The sequence below is a fragment of the Bacillota bacterium genome (genome assembly GCA_030019365.1).
GTDB lineage: Bacteria > Bacillota > Sulfobacillia > JACIYH01 > JACIYH01 > JACIYH01.
In genome coordinates this window covers 72004-87877 of record JASEFA010000005.1, presented here as the reverse complement: position 1 = coordinate 87877, position 15874 = coordinate 72004, and the positions used below count along the sequence as shown (strand labels likewise).

Genomic DNA, 15874 nt, shown 5'->3' with positions numbered 1-15874 from the left:
TTCCTCACGGCGGTGGTAGAATACCGCTGACAACCGCAGATCGCGCGCGGGTGCCCCCACGCGGGGGTCAAAAGGGAACCAGGTGCGAATCCTGGACGGTCCCGCCACTGTGAATGGGTAGCCGACCCCGAAGGATGCCACTGGGCCCATGTGGCCCGGGAAGGCCGGGGAAGGCAGTGACCCATGAGTCAGGAAACCTGCCCGCCCGTGAAGAAGCCTGCACCTTCGGTCGAAAGGGGGCAGCGCGTGATGCTCATAGGCGAGCGAACCGGCCTCGATCCACCTCGGTCGAGGCTTCTTTCATACTCGTAACCCCTTAACCGGGGCACAGGGCCGGGCCAGGCTCCGATCTCGTGGGGCAAAGCCGAATGGCCTGCTTGAGGACCGGGGTAGTTACCGGCTGGCTCTATGCCCGAGACATGGAGGCGATCGCCACATATGGACCCATGCCACCCGGAAAGCGGGAATCCGGGGCCCCTCGGGGCCTCGGCAACGACAGCGCCACCAGGACCCCCGGTGAATCATGATCGGCCGGTCCCGCTGCACGCCCAGCTCTCCCAACTGATCACCGCATGGGTGGACAGCGGCGAACTCCGTCCGGGCCAGCGTCTCCCGTCGGAACGTGAAATGTGCAGGCGGTTCGGCATCAGCCGTACCACCGTACGCCAGGCGCTGGCCGCGGCGCAGCAGCAGGGTCTGGTCGACTGCGTGGCCGGAAAGGGCCGTTACATCTCCTGCACTCACCTGACCGCAGCCCCTTACCGTACACCGAGAAAGGAGGGTGCCGGAATGACTCCGGAGCAGATCGTGAAGCGCGACGGGCGCCTGGTCGACTTCGACCGGGAGAGGATCGCCAGCGCGATCTTCAAGGCGGCGCGGGCCGTGGGAGGACAGGATCGGGCCCTGGCCGAACGCCTGGCCGACCAGGTGGTGGCCATCGTCGCCCACCAGTTCACCGACCGGTTTCCCACCGTGGAGGACGTGCAGGACATCGTCGAAAAGGTCCTCATCGAGAACGGCCATGCCCGCACCGCCAAGGCCTACATCCTGTATCGCCAGCAGCACCAGGAACTGCGGGACTTCCGCGCCCTGCTCGTGAACGCCGAGAAGATGGTGCAGGACTACCTGGACCAGCTGGACTGGCGCGTGAGCGAAAACAGCAACATGAACTATTCCCTGCAGGGACTGAACAACCACATCATCTCCGCCGTTTCCGCCCGGTACTGGCTGGAGAAGATCTACCCCCCTCGCGTACGGGAAGCCCACCAGGACGGAGCCCTCCATATCCACGACCTGGGCATCCTCGCCCCCTACTGCTGTGGCTGGGACCTGGCCGACATCCTGCTCCACGGGTTTGCCGGCGTGGGGCAGAAGGTGGAAAGCGCCCCTCCCAGGCACTTCCGCACCGCCCTGGGCCAGGCCGTCAACTTCTGCTACACCCTCCAGGGCGAGGCGGCAGGAGCCCAGGCCCTGGCCAACTTCGATACTTACCTGGCGCCTTTCATCCGCTACGACGGTCTCCGGTATCACGAAGTCAAACAGGCCCTCCAGGAGGCGATCTTCAACCTGAACGTGCCCACCCGGGTGGGGTTCCAGACCCCTTTCGTCAACCTGACCATGGATGTGACGGTACCCCCGTACCTGGCCGGGCAACCGGTCATAGTGGGGGGGCGCCTGGAGAAAGCCCCTTACGGCGAATTCCAGCGGGAGATGGACATGCTCAACCTCGCGTTCTGCGAGGTGATGCTGGAGGGTGATGCCTGCGGCCGCATATTCACCTTTCCCATCCCCACCTACAACATCACCCCCGGCTTCGACTGGGAGAGTCCGGTGGCCGACCGCATCGCCGCCATGACCGCCCGTTACGGCATCCCATACTTCGCCAACTTCATCAACTCCGACCTGCAGCCGGAAGACGTGCGCAGCATGTGCTGCCGCCTGCGCCTGGACAACCGGGAACTGCGCCGCCGGGGCGGAGGGCTGTTCGGCGCCAATCCCCTCACCGGCTCCATAGGGGTGGTCACCATCAACCTGCCGCGCATCGGCTATCTGGCCAAGACGCCCCACGGGTTTTTCACACGCCTGGGGGAACTCATGGCTCTCGCCCGCGACAGTCTCCTCATCAAGCGCCAGGTGCTGGAGAGGTTCAGCGAGGGTGGATTGTACCCGTATTCCCGCCACTACCTGCGCCAGGTGAAGGAGTGCCTGGGACAACACTGGGCCAACCACTTCAACACCATCGGCCTGGTGGGGATGAACGAGGCGCTGCTCAACTTCCTGGGCGAGGACATCGGCACCCCGGCCGGCCAGCAATTCGCCCTCGAGGTGCTGGAATTCATGCGGGAGGTGCTGGTGGGGTTCCAGCAGGAAACCGGCCAGATGTTCAACCTGGAGGCCACCCCGGCCGAAGGAGCATCCTACCGGCTGGCCCGGATTGACCGCTTGCGCTACCGGGACATCGTCACCGCGGGTGACCAGGAACCTTACTACACCAACTCCACCCACCTTCCGGCCGGGTACACAGATGACGTCTTCGAAGCCCTCACCCTGCAGGAACAACTGCAGACCAGGTACACCGGGGGAACCGTCTTCCACGCTTTCCTGGGGGAGAGCGTCGAGGACACCAAAGCCCTGAAGGCCTTCCTGCAAAGGGTCCTGGGCCGCTTCCGTATCCCCTACCTGACCGTTACTCCCACCTTCAGCATTTGCCCCCGGCACGGCTACCTGAAAGGAGAACACCCCACATGCCCCCGGTGCCAGAGCGCGACCGAAGTGTGGAGCCGGGTGGTGGGATACTACCGGCCCGTGCAGAGCTGGAATCCCGGCAAGCAGGAGGAGTTCCGCACGCGAAGGGCCTTCCTCCTGCCGGAGCAGGCAGGGGCCACTCCGGTATGACGGGCGGCTTCTCCAGGGCATCCGGCGGCGATGGGGAGAACGACCTCGGGGGAAGGGGGCCCACTGCCATCTCTGCCCGGGGGCTGCAGAAGCTCACCCTGCTCGACTTTCCCGGCATGGTGTGCGCCACCGTCTTCCTGGCCGGTTGCAACCTCAGGTGCCCGTATTGCCACAATCCCGACCTGGTCCTGGGTTCCCCTGACCTCCCCTGCATCCCGGAAGAAGAACTGCTGCGCTTCCTGGAAAGCCGCCGGGGATTCACAGACGGCGTATGTGTGAGCGGCGGCGAGCCCACCCTGGACCCCGGCCTGCCCGGGTTTCTGGCCCGAGTAAGACCGCTGGGGTTCAAAACCAAGCTGGATACCAACGGCACCCGCCCCGACGTGCTGAGGCGTCTGCTGGAGCGCGGCCTGGTGGACTACATCGCCATGGATGTGAAGGCCCCCCCGGACAAGTACCGAAGGGTCACCCGGAGCCGGGTGGACCCGGGCACCATCGAAGAAAGCATCCGTCTCCTGCAGCAGAGCGCAATCGACCACGAGTTCAGAACCACGGTCGTACCCGGCCTGGTGTCCGCAAACGACGTGGAAGAGGTGGCCAGATGGCTTCAGGGACCGCAGAGGTACGTACTCCAGCAGTACTGGCCTCCCGGCAAAACGCTGGACCAAAGCTGGAAGAAACCGCCCCCCTGCCCCCACTCCCACCTCGAGCGCCTCGCCCGCCGCATAGCCCACCTGGTGGCCCGGGTCGAAGTAAGGCAGCACATCCTTTAGAAACTCATGTCTGGCCCATCACGGGGTTCAGGCGCTGTCTGCTATCGCTGCTAGCAGCCCCGGAACGCGGCATGAGCACCCGTAGCGCCCGTGGGTGGACGGGGGCTGCCTGCTCAGTGCCACCGTTGCAGCGCGGCCTTCATGGCCTCGGCCATGACTACCTTGAGGGGCACCCCGGATGAGGCAGCTGCGGCCTTGCAGTCCTCGTACTCGGGGGCCACGTTCACCAGCTTGCCGTCCAGGTATGCGCACTTCACCCGCAGGGTACCGAATCGGGTGGGCACTTCCTTTATGTGGCGCTCGGCCATCCACCTCGTCGCCCGGTGCCCGCGCACCCCCAGAGTGGTGGTTTCGCGCAAGAGCACGCCCAACACAGCGGTCAGGCATTCGGCCGGGCAGATCACCGACACCAGCACGCCCGGCCTGTGCTTTTTCATCTGTACCGCCTGCAGGAACACATCAAGGGCCCCCGCCCCAAAGAGCTTCTCCTGAACGTGTTCGAAAAGCTGGGGGTTCATGTCATCGACGTTGCATTCCAGCAGGAAGGATTCTTCGAGGGCTGAGCCCAGCTCACAGGCCGCCTCCACCTCCGCCGCCCACGACCCAGCCGCCGGCCCCGGCCCGGCCCCAGCAGCCGACCCACCGGGCCTCCACTCCCGGCCCACCACCAGGCGCAGGACGTTGGGCCAGGGCAGGTCCCGGGTGCCCGCCCCGTACCCGACCACCTCCGGAACCAGGCGCGGCCACACCAGCGCCGGCTCCGCCAGCACCCTCATGAGTGCCGCCCCCGTCGGCGTGACCAGCTCTCCTTCCCCGGGAGCCTCCCGGGTGGGAAACCCCCGCAAAAGGTCCAGGGTGGCAGGGGCGGGAACGGGCAGGATGCCGTGTGCGCACGCCACCCGCCCACCCCCCAGGGGGAGAGGCCCGCACAGGACCCGTTCGGCTCCCAGTAAGCGCAGCCCTTCGATCACGCCCACCACGTCGGCGATGGCGTCCAGGGCACCCACCTCGTGGAAGTGCACCCGGTCTGGAGGAAGGTCGTGGATGCGACCTTCCGCCTCGGCCAGCGCGCGGAAAACCTCCACCGCCCGTGATACCGTCTCTGGAGCCAGGGAACTTGACTCCAGCAGGGCGAGCACTTCGGCCAGGCCCCGGTGGGTGCCGTCCCCATGCTGGCCATCCCCGACGGGCTGCCGGCTCACCCCCAGGACCTCCACCTTGGTGGCGGCCACGGCCCCCCTCCTGACCCTGTGCGCGACCAGCTCCACCCCATCCACGGGCAACATGCGCAGCGAGGCGTTGAGATCGGCCACCTCCACACCCGCGCCCACCAGAGCACCCAGCAACATGTCCCCGCTTACCCCCGAGACCGGGTCGACGAACACCAATCGGCCGGAACCCCTGTGATCCCCCACCCGCCACCCCCTATTGCTGGCAGTTGATGAGATGGGCAATCTGCGCGGCCCCAAAGCCGTTGTCGATGTTGACCACGGCCACCCCTGGCGCGCAGCTGTTGAGCATGGCCAAAAGAGCTGCCAGTCCCCCGAAGCTCGCCCCGTAACCGGTGCTGGTGGGAACAGCGATCACCGGACGGCCCACCATGCCGGCCACTACGCTGGGCAGCGCACCTTCCATCCCGGCCACCACCACGACCACCCGCGCCCGCCGCACGAGAGCAAGGTGGTCAAGAAGGCGATGCAAACCCGCCACTCCCACGTCGTACACCCTCTCCACCGGGTCACCCGCTATCTCCAGGGTGACTGCGGCTTCCTCCGCCACCGGGAGGTCGGCCGTGCCCGCCGACACCACCGCCACGAAGCCGGCTGGCGTCACCCCCGGTGCTTTCGCCGCGTGCTCCGGGCGCACTTCCACGATGCGCGCCGCGGAATGATACCGGGCGGCCGGGTTCCAGGCCCGCACCGCCTGCCACACCGCCTGGTCGGCGCGGGTGGCCATTACCACCTCGTGCCGGCTGGCCAGAACCTTCAGGATCTCCACCACCTGCTCCGGGGTTTTACCCGGGCAGTACACCGCCTCAGGAAAACCCAGGCGGAGGGCCCGGTGATAATCCGGTTTTGCATAGCCCAGGTCCGCGTACGGGAGAAGGGCCAGCTCGGCCAGGGCCTGCTCCACATCCCGCTCACCCGACCGTACCTGCTCAAGGAGGGTCTTCAGCGCCGCCCGGTCCACGCGCCACCACCCTCCTCATGGCGATGAGATGCCTCGCCGCCGGGATACCCGGGCTGACCTCGAGCCAGCACCTCGTCCATGCTGCCAGTACGGTAACCTTGCAGGTCTAAAGCCACATACGGAAATCCGGCCGCCTTCACCGCCTGCACCACCTGGTCGCGACGCGCGAGCAACACGCCCATCTCTTCCCCCGGGACCTCGATACGCGCCACCGTGCCGTGGTACCTGACCCGCACCAGGCCAAATCCCATCCCGCGCAGGGCACGTTCTGCCCCGGCCACCGCCGCCAGGGCGGCGGGGGTGATGGGTGTGCCATAGGGAAACCGGGTCGCCAGGCAAGCCATGGGAGGAAGATCCCAGGTGGGCAGTCCTGCCCGCCGGGAAAGCTCCCGAATCTCTCCCTTCGTGAGCCCCGCCTCCTGGAGGGGACTGCGCGCACCCGTCTCCGCCACCGCCCGCAGCCCGGGCCGGTATTCGGCGCGGTCGCTGGCATTGGATCCCTCCAGCACGCACGGGATCCCCCTGCTCCTCGCCACCTCCCAGAGGAGCCCGAGCAGTGCCCGCTTGCATAAATAGCAGCGGTCGGCAGGGTTCGAGCAGAAACCGGGCAGATCCAGTTCCGAGGTGGCCAGCACCAGATGCGCTACCCCCGTTTCCTGCGCCAGCCGCCGGGCCCGCTCCACTTCCTCCTCGGGATGGATGGGAGAACTGGCGGTGACCGCCAGCACATGCTCTCCCAGTATCTGCCTGCACTCGTGCAGCAGGAAGGTGCTGTCCACGCCCCCCGAGAACGCAACCAGCGCACCGGGGAACTGGCCCAGCATCCCCCGCAAACGGGCGACCTTCTCCGCGAGGCGCCTCTCGCTGTCGCTGCCCAGGCTACCTCCCCCCACTTGACCCAGTGCGTCAGTCTCTGGGCCAGGGAATCGGCCGGCAATTCATCCACCCTCGATATGCGGGCCCGAGGGCTCGGGCCAGTTCCCTGGTCAACCCGAAGGATACCATGGCGGGCCTCTCCACGTCCACCACCGGGACGTTCACCCGCGGATCTTGCCGGCACAGCCGGGCAACCTTGCGGGCGTCCTCCACCGGATCACTGCCCCCCAGCCCCACGTTACGGCCAGAGGGGCGGGTCATCGGTATCGACCACCACCGCCAGGCCCGGCCTGCTCCGTCTGACCTGCCGGGGCGCTGCCGCCCGCAGGTTCAGCGCCAACCAGGGAGACGCGCGCGCACGGCGTCCTACCTCGGTCCCCTGGGCCTACCAGGTCGTGAGCTCCAACGGGCCCACGACTGCCCGCGTGCACTCCTGATCCGCGACCACCGGGTCCCCGTAGCTGCACTCCGGGTCCGGCGCCATCGCCGCCAGATGAGCAGGCCGGCTCCGGCCACCGCCACCAGCCAGGGCCAGGGCAGAGACCGCTCCGGCACGGTTACGGCGCTGGCGGCGACCAGAGGCACGGTTAGAGGAGGCGCATCCGGGCAGTACACCTCCACCTCGCCCACCCTGTGCCCCGCCGCCACCGGGGCCCGGAGAGCAGGGTCCCACCGCACCGCGGTCCTAACCTTGCCATCAAGGGAGGCTGCTTCCTCCGGAAGCAGGGGAACCACCACGTCGGCCCCCGCCACCCCCTCAACCACCGCCCCGTCGGTGAGAGGGCGGGAAGCCACGGGCTGCCCCGAGCGGACGACGGTGACCGGACGGTAACAGGCGAACGCGTGGTCCAGCAGGGCCCGCACATCCTTCCAGAACTCCAGCCCGGCCCCCAGCATGACCACCACCGGCTCGAACTGACCCCGCCGCGCGGAGGCGACCACGCAGTGCCCTGCTGCCACCGTGTAGCCGGTCTTGATACCGGTTCCGTCTTCGTCTGCCAGGAGCTTGTTCTCGCTGTACAGCACCCGGGTGGAGTTCTTCGCCGGCCAGGGCATCTGCCAGCGGCGGCTGGACACCAGTTGCCGGAATACGGGGTTCTTCATGGCGTAAGCCGCTATGGTGGCCAGGTCGCGGGCGGTGCTGTAATGGTCGCGGTCATCCAGACCGTGGGGATTGACGAAGTGGGTGTTTCGGCAGCCCAGGCTGCGGGCCTTCTCGTTCATCAGGCGGGCGAACCCCTCCACGGATCCCCCCACCTGCTCCGCGATGGCGATGGCGGCGTCGTTGGCCGAGCGGAGCATGAGGGCGTAAAGAAGGTCGCGCAGGGCCTCCCTTTCGCCCTCCTCCAGGTAGATGCGGCTACCCTCCACAGTGGCTGCGCGGCGGCTCACCGTGACCAGGTCATCGGGGTTGCCCCGTTCGACGGCCACCAGCGCCGTCATGATCTTGGTGGTGCTGGCGATGAGGCAGCGTTCGTCAGGCGAGCGGGCATACAGGATGCGACCCGACCCCGCATCCATCACCACCACGGCCCGGGCGTCCACATCCGGCCAGCCGGGTGCCCCCGCAGCCGATCCGCGTATCGCAGCCGATCCGGGAACCAGCACGGCCCCAAGTAACGCTGCCGCCAGCACCCCCGCGACCATCGCCGCCCTGAGGCTCAAAGCTCTACCCAACCTCACTGTCCACCTCCGCCATCCACCTCCGACCCCCGCCACCGGTAGCACCTCCAGCAGCCTTGTCTGGGCTTCGCGCACGTGGTAGAATGCTCCTGCCAACTGAATATGCCGTACGGGTGCCCCCTATGGGGCTAATAGGGAATCAGGTGCAAATCCTGAGCGGTCCCGCCACTGTAACCGGGAAGCCGGCGGCACGGATGCCACTGTTCTCTCGTCCTTCAGCCAGACCTGAAAGGGAGAACGGGAAGGCGCCGCCAGCGACGATCTGGAGCCAGGAAACCTGCCCGCGCGGCCGGCGTGTGACGACCTTCGAGGGAAGGGGGCGTGCACCGTGAGGAAAGGGTACATCCTTCCGGCATCCTCCACGTGACCCCGGCCCCAGAGGCCGGGGTCACGGCGTTCCGGGGCCCGTAACCAGAACAGAAAGGAGCATTCCCAGGATGACCCGCAGGAAATCGTCCCCGAATCTGCACCCGAACGCCCACCGGGGCGGGACGGGGCCTCGTCTGCTCGTCCTGCTGCTCGCCGCGGTCATGGCGGTGTCCGTGGCCGCCGGATGCGCTGGCAAGAAGCCCGAGGCCGGGCCGGCCCAGCCGGCGCCATTCCCCCTTACCATAACCGACGGCACCGGGCGCCAGGTGACCGTCCCCGCCCAGCCCCAGAGGATCATTTCCCTGGCCCCGTCCTGCACGGAAACCGTGTTCGCCCTGGGCCTGGGGTCGAAGGTGGTGGGAGTGGACAAGTTCAGCAACTACCCTCCCGAGGCCCAGACCCTGGAGAAGGTGGGAGGCTTTTCCGACCCCAGCGTGGAGAAGATCGCCGCCCTCAAGCCGGAACTGATCCTGGGGACGAGTATGCACAAGAAGGTACTGCCCCAGCTGGAAGCCCTGGGCATCCCCGTGGTGCTGCTCGACCCCAAGGACGTGGATGGGGTGCTGGCAGACATCCAGACGGTGGGGCGCCTCACCGGCGCCACCGAGGCCGCCGGGAAGCTCGCCTCCGACGTCCGTAACCGCATCACCCGGGTCAAAGATAAGATCGATGCCTCCGTGCCCGGAGACCAGCGACCCTGGGTCTACTACGAGGTGTACTCCGAACCCATCATGACCGTGGGCCCCCACACCCTGATCCACCAGCTCATCGAGCTGGCGGGAGGACGCAACATCGCCTACGACGCCCAGACCGATTACCCGGAGTTCAGCTCCGAGGCCGTCATCCAGCGTAACCCCGCCGTGATCATCTTCCCCAGCTTCCACGGGTCGGCATCGCTCACCGTGGACAAGCTCAAGGCGCGTCCGGGCTGGGCCGCCATCGCCGCCGTCAAGAACGGCCGCGTCCACGCCATCGATGCCGACATCATCTCTCGTCCCGGCCCTCGCATCGCCGACGCCGTGGAAGAGCTGGCCCGCATCATCCACCCCGACCTCTTCCCCAGGTAGGCGATGAGCGCCATGGGTGAGGGGACCCTGACCGGGGCCATGGGCGCCATGTGGCGCAGGCGCAAGATCCTCCTGGCCGGTCTGGGGGTGGCAGCCGCGCTGGCCCTGGTGGCCGGGGTGGGCATGGGGGCCGTCCCCGTATCGCCGGGGCGCATCCTGTGCGCTCTCCGCACCGGTCCGGGCATCCCGCGCATCGGGCCGGGGGCTGCCGCCGGGTCCCTGGAGCAGACCATCATCTGGCAACTCCGCCTCCCCCGCGTGCTCGTGGCGGGGCTCACGGGCGGCTGCCTGGGGATAGCGGGCACCCTGTTCCAGGCCCTGTTCCGCAATCCCCTGGCCGATCCCTACCTGATCGGCGCCTCCTCGGGCGCCTCCCTGGGGGCGGTGCTGGCCATCGTGCTCTCCCTGGAACTGCACCTGTTCGGCCTGGGGGCCGTCCCGGTGCTGGCCTTCGTGGGCTCTACGGGCACAGTGCTGCTGGTGTACCATCTGGCGCGAGAGCGCGCGTTCATCTCCGTGCTGGCCCTCGTGCTGGCCGGGGTGGCGGTGAGTGCCTTCGTCTCGGCCCTGGTCTCCCTCCTCACCTATCTCACCGCCGACGAACGCCTGCACCAGATAGTATTCTGGCTGATGGGCGGGTTCGGCGCCGCCACCTGGCAGGGTGTGCGTATCGCCCTGCCCTACTTCGCCGGAGGCATGCTGGTGGCCCTGGCCTGCGCCCGCGACCTCAACTCCCTGCTCCTGGGCGAAGAGACCGCCCACCACCTTGGGGTGGAGGTCGAACGCACCAAGAAGGTGGTGCTGGCCACCGCGTCCCTGCTCACGGGGGTGGCGGTGGCATCGGGCGGGGTAATCGGCTTCGTGGGCCTGGTGGTGCCTCACCTGGTGCGCATGGCAGGCGGCCCCGATCACCGCTTCGTGATCCCCGCCGCCGCCCTGGGGGGTGCCTGCACCCTCATGCTGGCAGATGCGGTGGCGCGGACGGTGCTCGCACCCGCCGAGTTGCCGGTAGGCCTGGTGACGGCCATGACGGGTGCCCCCTTCTTCGTGTATGTGCTGCGGCAGCGCAGGCGCCTGCGCTTCTTCGGCCAGCGCACCTGACGAGCCCCGGACCAGGCGACGTCGCGTATAGAAGACCCTGGCCAGGTGCGACGAACAGGAGGTGAAAGCCACGGCGACGGCTCACCCCACATCCGACACCCTGATGGGTCATCGCATGGCCTCGGGGACGGCTCACGCCAGGGCCCACATCATGGTGCGCGACCTGGAATACAGCTACGACTCCCGGCCGGTACTGCAGGAGATCTGGCTGGCGGTGGAGCGCGGGGACATGGTCGCCATCATAGGACCCAACGGGGCGGGCAAGTCCACCCTGCTCAGGTGCCTCACCCGGGCCCTGCGCCCCCGCCGGGGGGTGGTGCTGGTCGGGGGGCGTGACGCGTCCCGCCTGCCCGCCCGCCAGATCGCCCGCCAGATGGGGACGGTCCCCCAGACCCACGCGACCGACTTCGAGTTCACGGTGGAGGAACTGGTGGCCATGGGGCGTCACCCCCACCTGCCCCCCTTCGCGGGTCCCGGCCCCCGCGACCTGGCCGTGGTGAGGGAAGCCATGTGCCTCACCGCGGTGGAGTCCCTGGCGGATAGGCCCGTGTCCGCCCTGAGCGGGGGCGAACTGCAGCGGGTGGCCATCGCCCGCGCCCTCGCCCAGGAGCCTGAGATCCTGCTCCTCGACGAACCCACCTCCCACCTGGACATTGCCTACCAGGTGGAGATCCTGGAAATCGCGCGGCGTCTCAACCGGGAGCGCCGGGTCACGGTCCTGGCCGCCATGCACGACCTCAACCTGGCCGCCCAGTACTTCCCCCGCTTCATCCTGCTCGCCAGAGGCCGCATCCTGGCCGCGGGCCCGGCAGATCATGTCCTGCGGCCGTGCCTGTTGCGGGAAGCGTACGGGGTGGATGTGGTGCTCACCACCCACCCCGTGGCGGGCTGCCCGGTGGTGCTTCCTGCCCCCCGCGGCGCCGCCTCCGCAATCCCTGCCACCCATTCCACGGCGCCGGCCCACAGCGCAGCATGCGCCGGGGGCTGTCCCGAACGCCCCCAGGGCAGGGTGACCCTGGTGACGGGGGGAGCGCGCAGTGGAAAGAGCCGCTTCGCGGAAGAGCTGGCCTCCCGGTCCGGCAAGAAGGTGGTGTACGTGGCCACCTGCATCCCGGGAGACGAGGAGATGCGGGCGCGGGTGGCGGCACACCGCCGGGGCCGCCCTTCTTCGTGGACGACCAGGGAGGAGCCCTTCGACCCGGGCGCCGTCCTGGCGGCAGAAGACTCGGCCGATACCTGCTTCGTCGTCGATTGCCTCACCCTCCTCGCCTCCAACCACCTCCTCCGCCAGGCAGCAGAGCACGGCAGCTGCCTGCCGGACGACGACCATGAACAGACCGGCTCAGGCCGGGATGACGAACGCCCGAACGACCAAAACCCGAGGGACAAAGGCCGGACCGACGAACGCCGGGGGGACACAGGGGGGGCCGGTGAAGTGCGGGACTACGACGGCCTTTGCCAGCGCGTATACGAGGAAGTCGCCCGCCTCGGTCCCGTACTCCAGGGACTGCAGGGAGAGTGCATCCTGGTCACCAACGAGGTGGGGATGGGCCTCGTGCCCGAATGGCCGCTGGGACGCGCATTCCGCGATGTGACGGGACGGGTGAACCAGTCGTTCGCCTCCCTGGCAGACCGGGTGTACCTCATGGTCTCGGGAATTCCGGTGCAAATCAAGTGAGGTGACAGTATATGCCGACGGTGCGCACCCTTACGCGGCTGGCCATCCTCATCGCCCTGAGCGCCGTGGGCGCCTCCCTCAAGGTGCCCGCGCTGACCGGGACGCCGGCTCTGGACTCGGCCCCCGGCTACTTCGCCGCCCTGGCCCTGGGGCCAGGCCAGGGGGCGGTGGTGGCGGCAGCCGGACACCTGCTCACCGCCCTCACCGCAGGCTTCCCCCTTACCATAGCCATCCACCTGGTCATCGCGGCCGGAATGGGCGGTTGCGCCGCCGCAGTGGCAGCGTGCGGAGCCAGGAAGGGACCATGGTGGGCGTTCGCCCTTGGGCTGCTCCTCAACGGGGTGGTCTTCCCCGCCCTTTTCCTGCCCATTCCGGGATTCGGCCCCGGTTTCTTCGCCGCCATGCTGATCCCCCTTCTGGTGGCATCCGCCCTCAACCTGGGCCTGGCGGCCCTGGCCTACCAGGCAGCCGTGCGCGCCCGCCTGACCTGGGTGGTGCCCCGCCTTGCCCTTGCTGCGCCGATGGGGTCTCGCTCAGGTGCAGGCCGGGCGGCACGCGGGTCCGCCTGTCGAAAGGAGGATGCCGGCGCTTGACCCGTGCTGCCCTATCCCCATGGGCGCGTCTCGCCCACCTCGACGATGTGGTAGCCATCCCGGTGGCCAGAGGGCGGCTTCTGGTGGTGGCGTGCGACTCCTGCGCCGGCATAGGTGACCGACCCGCCGATGTGGTGGCCGTCCCCCCCTACGTGGTGGGCCGGTTCACCTGCCGGGTCCCCCTACTGGAGGTCCTGGCGGTGGGTGGACAACCGTTCCTGGTGGTGGCCACCCTGGGCGTGGCGCCGCATCCCGCCGGCGAAGCCATCCTGCGGGGAGTGCGGGATGAGGCATCCCTGGCAGGCATCCCCGCCGGCAACCTCCTCATTAGCACCGAGAAGAATATCCCCACCGCCCAGACCTCGGCTGGGATCACGGTCCTGGGGTGGGTGAACCGGGGCGCCATTCGCTTTGGCCGGGCTCGGGCAGGCGACCTGGGGGTGGCCGTGGGGAAGCCCAAGGTGGGTGCCGAAGTGCAGTTGGACGACCCGGACATCGCCGACATCCCCGCCCTGCGCCTGGCCATGGGATGTGGGGAGGTCGGGGACCTGATCCCCGTGGGATCGGGCGGGATCGCCCGGGAAGCGGGCAGACTGGCGCGTCGCGCCGGACTCTGCTTCTCCCCCACCCCCGGGCCTGTTGAGGCGGCCATACCCGCTGGCACCCTCGGCGACAGCTGCGCCGGGGAACAAGGGCAGCCGGACCTGGAGAGGTCGGCGGGCCCGGCCACCTGTTTCCTGGCGACGGTACCGCCCGCCCGCTTGCCCGACTTCCTGCGGCACATGGCTCCGAGCCGGCGGCCCTGTTACCCGGTGGGCACTCTGATCCCTCCAGCCCCGGACGGGCCCGGGCACCCTTCCTGCCAGGGCGGGGGATGAGGCCGTGATGCCCGTCATGCAGGCGCTGTGGTTCAGGGTGACCCTGGCCTTCCTGCTCGACCTGATCCTGGGCGACCCCCGCTGGTTGCCCCATCCCGTAGTGGCCATGGGGAAGCTGACCGCCGCTCTCGAAAAAGTGCTCCGGCAGGCGCACCACCCGCCCGGGTGGCAGCGGCTGGCCGGCAGCCTGCTGGTGGTGACGGTGGTGGGACTGGCCGCCCTTTGCGGCGTCCTCGCTGTGGGGTGGGCAACATCCGCGCATCCCCTGGTGGGACTGGCAGTGGAAGTTCTTCTCATCTACACCAGCCTCGCCACCAGGAGCCTGGGAGATCATCTGGTGCCCGTCTACCGCGCCCTGGACAGGGGCGACCTCTCCGCCGCCCGCCGGGCCGTGTCCCTGGTCGTGGGTCGCGATACCGCCGGCCTGGACGAGGCGGAAGTGGCCCGCGCGGCGGTGGAGAGCGCGGCGGAAAGCACCAGTGACGGCATCGTGGCTCCCCTGTTCTTCGCCTTCCTGGGCGGGGCCCCCGGGGCCCTGGCCTACCGGGCCGTGAACACCCTGGACTCCATGCTGGGCTACCGGGACGAACGGTATCGCTTCTTCGGCTGGGGTGCCGCCCGCCTGGACGACCTGGCCAACCTGGTGCCCGCCCGGCTCAGCGCCGCCCTGCTGCTGGCCGCCGGCGCCGTGCGCGGATACGACTGGCGCCGGGCGCTGCGCATCCTCCGCCGGGACGCCCGCGCCCACCCAAGTCCAAACAGCGGCTATCCCGAAGCGGCCATGGCGGGTCTGCTGGGTGTGCGCCTGGGAGGCCCGAACCGCTATCGCGGCGTCCCCTCCTTTCGCCCTTATCTCGGTGAACCCGGGCGTCCCCTTCAGGCCGGGGACGTGCGGGCAGCCCTCGCCCTCGTCACGACGGCCGCCGGGCTGGCCCTCATCTGCGGTGCCGGTCTGTCCGCCCTGGGGCTCACACTGTGCCGGCACTGGAGGTGACATTTTGCGGCGCCTGCGAACCGCCTTCTCGATCCTGACCGTCATTCCTACGGGCGCAGAGCGCGCCGGCGCATCGCTGTCCCCCGGGGATCTGGTGCGCTGCGTGCCCTTCTTCCCCGTGGTGGGCGCCTGCCTGGGTGGGGCGCTGGCTCTGACCAACCACCTCCTCTCCCCCCTGCTGCCGGGCCAGGTCGTGGCGGCCCTGCTGGTCGCCCTGGCGTGGGCGCTCACCGGGGGCATCCACCTGGACGGCGTGGCGGACACTGCCGACGGTCTGGCCAGCCGCGCTCCGGCGGCACGGGCCCTAGAGATCATGCGTGACCCCCGGGTGGGAGCCGTGGGGGCAGCCGCCGCCTTCTTAACCGTCCTGCTCAAGTACGCGAGCCTGGCGGCCCTCCCGGCCGCTCCGCGCACGGCGGCGCTCCTGGTGATGTCCGCCCTGGGCCGCCAGGGCATGGTCACGGTGATGCCCTTCTACCGCTACCCCCGGGAGCTGCCCGGCCTGGCGTCTCCCTTTGCAGGCCGGGTATCACGCGGCCAGGCCGTCCTGACTCTGGCCATTACCTCCCTCCTGGTGGCGGCAGCCTGCCTGGGCTACCCCCGCTACGCTCCCGCCCTCTCGGGAGGGGCGGTGCTGGGCCTGGTGGGAAGCTCCTTGGCGGCAAGCCGCCTGGCCCGGCGGCTGGGAGGACTCACCGGCGACGTGTACGGAGCCCTGTGCGAGCTGGCCGAGACCGTATTCCTGCTGACGGTGGTGGCCGTTGCCTGAGAAGGGAT

14 protein-coding genes and 2 riboswitches are annotated in these 15874 nt (G+C 68.8%); of the genes, 9 read left to right on the top strand and 5 right to left on the bottom strand.

The window, feature by feature from the left end:
* Positions 1-31 precede the first annotated feature (31 nt).
* Positions 32-220: riboswitch (cobalamin riboswitch) on the top strand.
* 569 nt (positions 221-789) lie between these two features.
* Together QME70_09205 and QME70_09200 are read left to right on the top strand one after the other, a co-directional pair.
* On the top strand, positions 790-2895 hold the full coding sequence (locus tag QME70_09205) for a ribonucleoside triphosphate reductase (protein ID MDI6894767.1): 2106 nt from the start codon (positions 790-792) through the stop codon (positions 2893-2895).
* A complete protein-coding gene (locus QME70_09200; protein ID MDI6894766.1) occupies positions 2892-3668 on the top strand; it encodes an anaerobic ribonucleoside-triphosphate reductase activating protein in 777 nt (258 codons plus the stop codon). The genes QME70_09205 and QME70_09200 overlap by 4 nt, the downstream gene beginning before the upstream one ends.
* 113 nt (positions 3669-3781) lie before the next feature.
* Here QME70_09200 and larC read toward each other — a convergent pair whose 3' ends face one another.
* The 5 genes from larC to QME70_09175 form a co-directional block, all read right to left on the bottom strand.
* Positions 3782-5083 (bottom strand): nickel pincer cofactor biosynthesis protein LarC, encoded by a 1302-nt coding sequence (gene larC / locus QME70_09195; protein ID MDI6894765.1) that lies wholly within the window; start codon positions 5081-5083, stop codon positions 3782-3784.
* Positions 5084-5093: 10 nt separating this feature from the next.
* Complete coding sequence (larB, locus tag QME70_09190; GenBank protein MDI6894764.1) at positions 5094-5858, bottom strand: nickel pincer cofactor biosynthesis protein LarB; 765 nt, start codon at positions 5856-5858, stop codon at positions 5094-5096.
* A complete protein-coding gene (gene larE, locus QME70_09185) occupies positions 5840-6691 on the bottom strand; it encodes an ATP-dependent sacrificial sulfur transferase LarE (GenBank protein MDI6894763.1) in 852 nt (283 codons plus the stop codon). The genes larB and larE overlap by 19 nt, the downstream gene beginning before the upstream one ends.
* Positions 6692-6764: 73 nt before the next feature.
* Entirely contained in the window at positions 6765-6995 is a 231-nt protein-coding gene (locus QME70_09180; protein ID MDI6894762.1) for a hypothetical protein, read from the bottom strand.
* Between the two features lie 105 nt (positions 6996-7100).
* Positions 7101-8417 carry a D-alanyl-D-alanine carboxypeptidase family protein gene (locus QME70_09175; protein ID MDI6894761.1) on the bottom strand — a complete coding sequence of 439 codons (1317 nt, stop codon included), beginning with the start codon at positions 8415-8417 and terminating at the stop codon, positions 7101-7103.
* Positions 8418-8511: 94 nt separating this feature from the next.
* Positions 8512-8717, top strand: a riboswitch (cobalamin riboswitch).
* A gap of 137 nt (positions 8718-8854) precedes the next feature.
* On the opposite strand from QME70_09175, the gene QME70_09170 reads away from it, so the two are divergent.
* The 7 genes from QME70_09170 to cobS all read left to right on the top strand — a co-directional run bounded on the left by QME70_09170 (position 8855) and on the right by cobS (position 15866).
* The gene (locus QME70_09170) at positions 8855-9853 is read left to right on the top strand and encodes a cobalamin-binding protein (protein MDI6894760.1); all 999 of its coding nucleotides are present in this window, start codon (positions 8855-8857) and stop codon (positions 9851-9853) included.
* A gap of 12 nt (positions 9854-9865) precedes the next feature.
* Positions 9866-10954: an iron ABC transporter permease gene (locus QME70_09165; GenBank protein ID MDI6894759.1), complete on the top strand. Its 1089-nt coding sequence runs from the start codon at positions 9866-9868 to the stop codon at positions 10952-10954.
* Between the two features lie 115 nt (positions 10955-11069).
* Positions 11070-12632 (top strand): bifunctional adenosylcobinamide kinase/adenosylcobinamide-phosphate guanylyltransferase, encoded by a 1563-nt coding sequence (cobU, locus tag QME70_09160; GenBank protein ID MDI6894758.1) that lies wholly within the window; start codon positions 11070-11072, stop codon positions 12630-12632.
* Between the two features lie 11 nt (positions 12633-12643).
* Positions 12644-13225 (top strand): ECF transporter S component, encoded by a 582-nt coding sequence (locus QME70_09155; protein MDI6894757.1) that lies wholly within the window; start codon positions 12644-12646, stop codon positions 13223-13225.
* Positions 13222-14103, top strand: coding sequence for an alpha-ribazole kinase (locus QME70_09150; protein MDI6894756.1), 882 nt, complete (start codon positions 13222-13224; stop codon positions 14101-14103). Before QME70_09155 ends, QME70_09150 begins: the two co-directional genes overlap by 4 nt.
* Before the next feature lie 7 nt (positions 14104-14110).
* On the top strand, positions 14111-15097 hold the full coding sequence (gene cbiB, locus QME70_09145; protein MDI6894755.1) for an adenosylcobinamide-phosphate synthase CbiB: 987 nt from the start codon (positions 14111-14113) through the stop codon (positions 15095-15097).
* A gap of 4 nt (positions 15098-15101) precedes the next feature.
* Positions 15102-15866: an adenosylcobinamide-GDP ribazoletransferase gene (gene cobS, locus QME70_09140; protein MDI6894754.1), complete on the top strand. Its 765-nt coding sequence runs from the start codon at positions 15102-15104 to the stop codon at positions 15864-15866.
* Positions 15867-15874 lie beyond the last annotated feature (8 nt).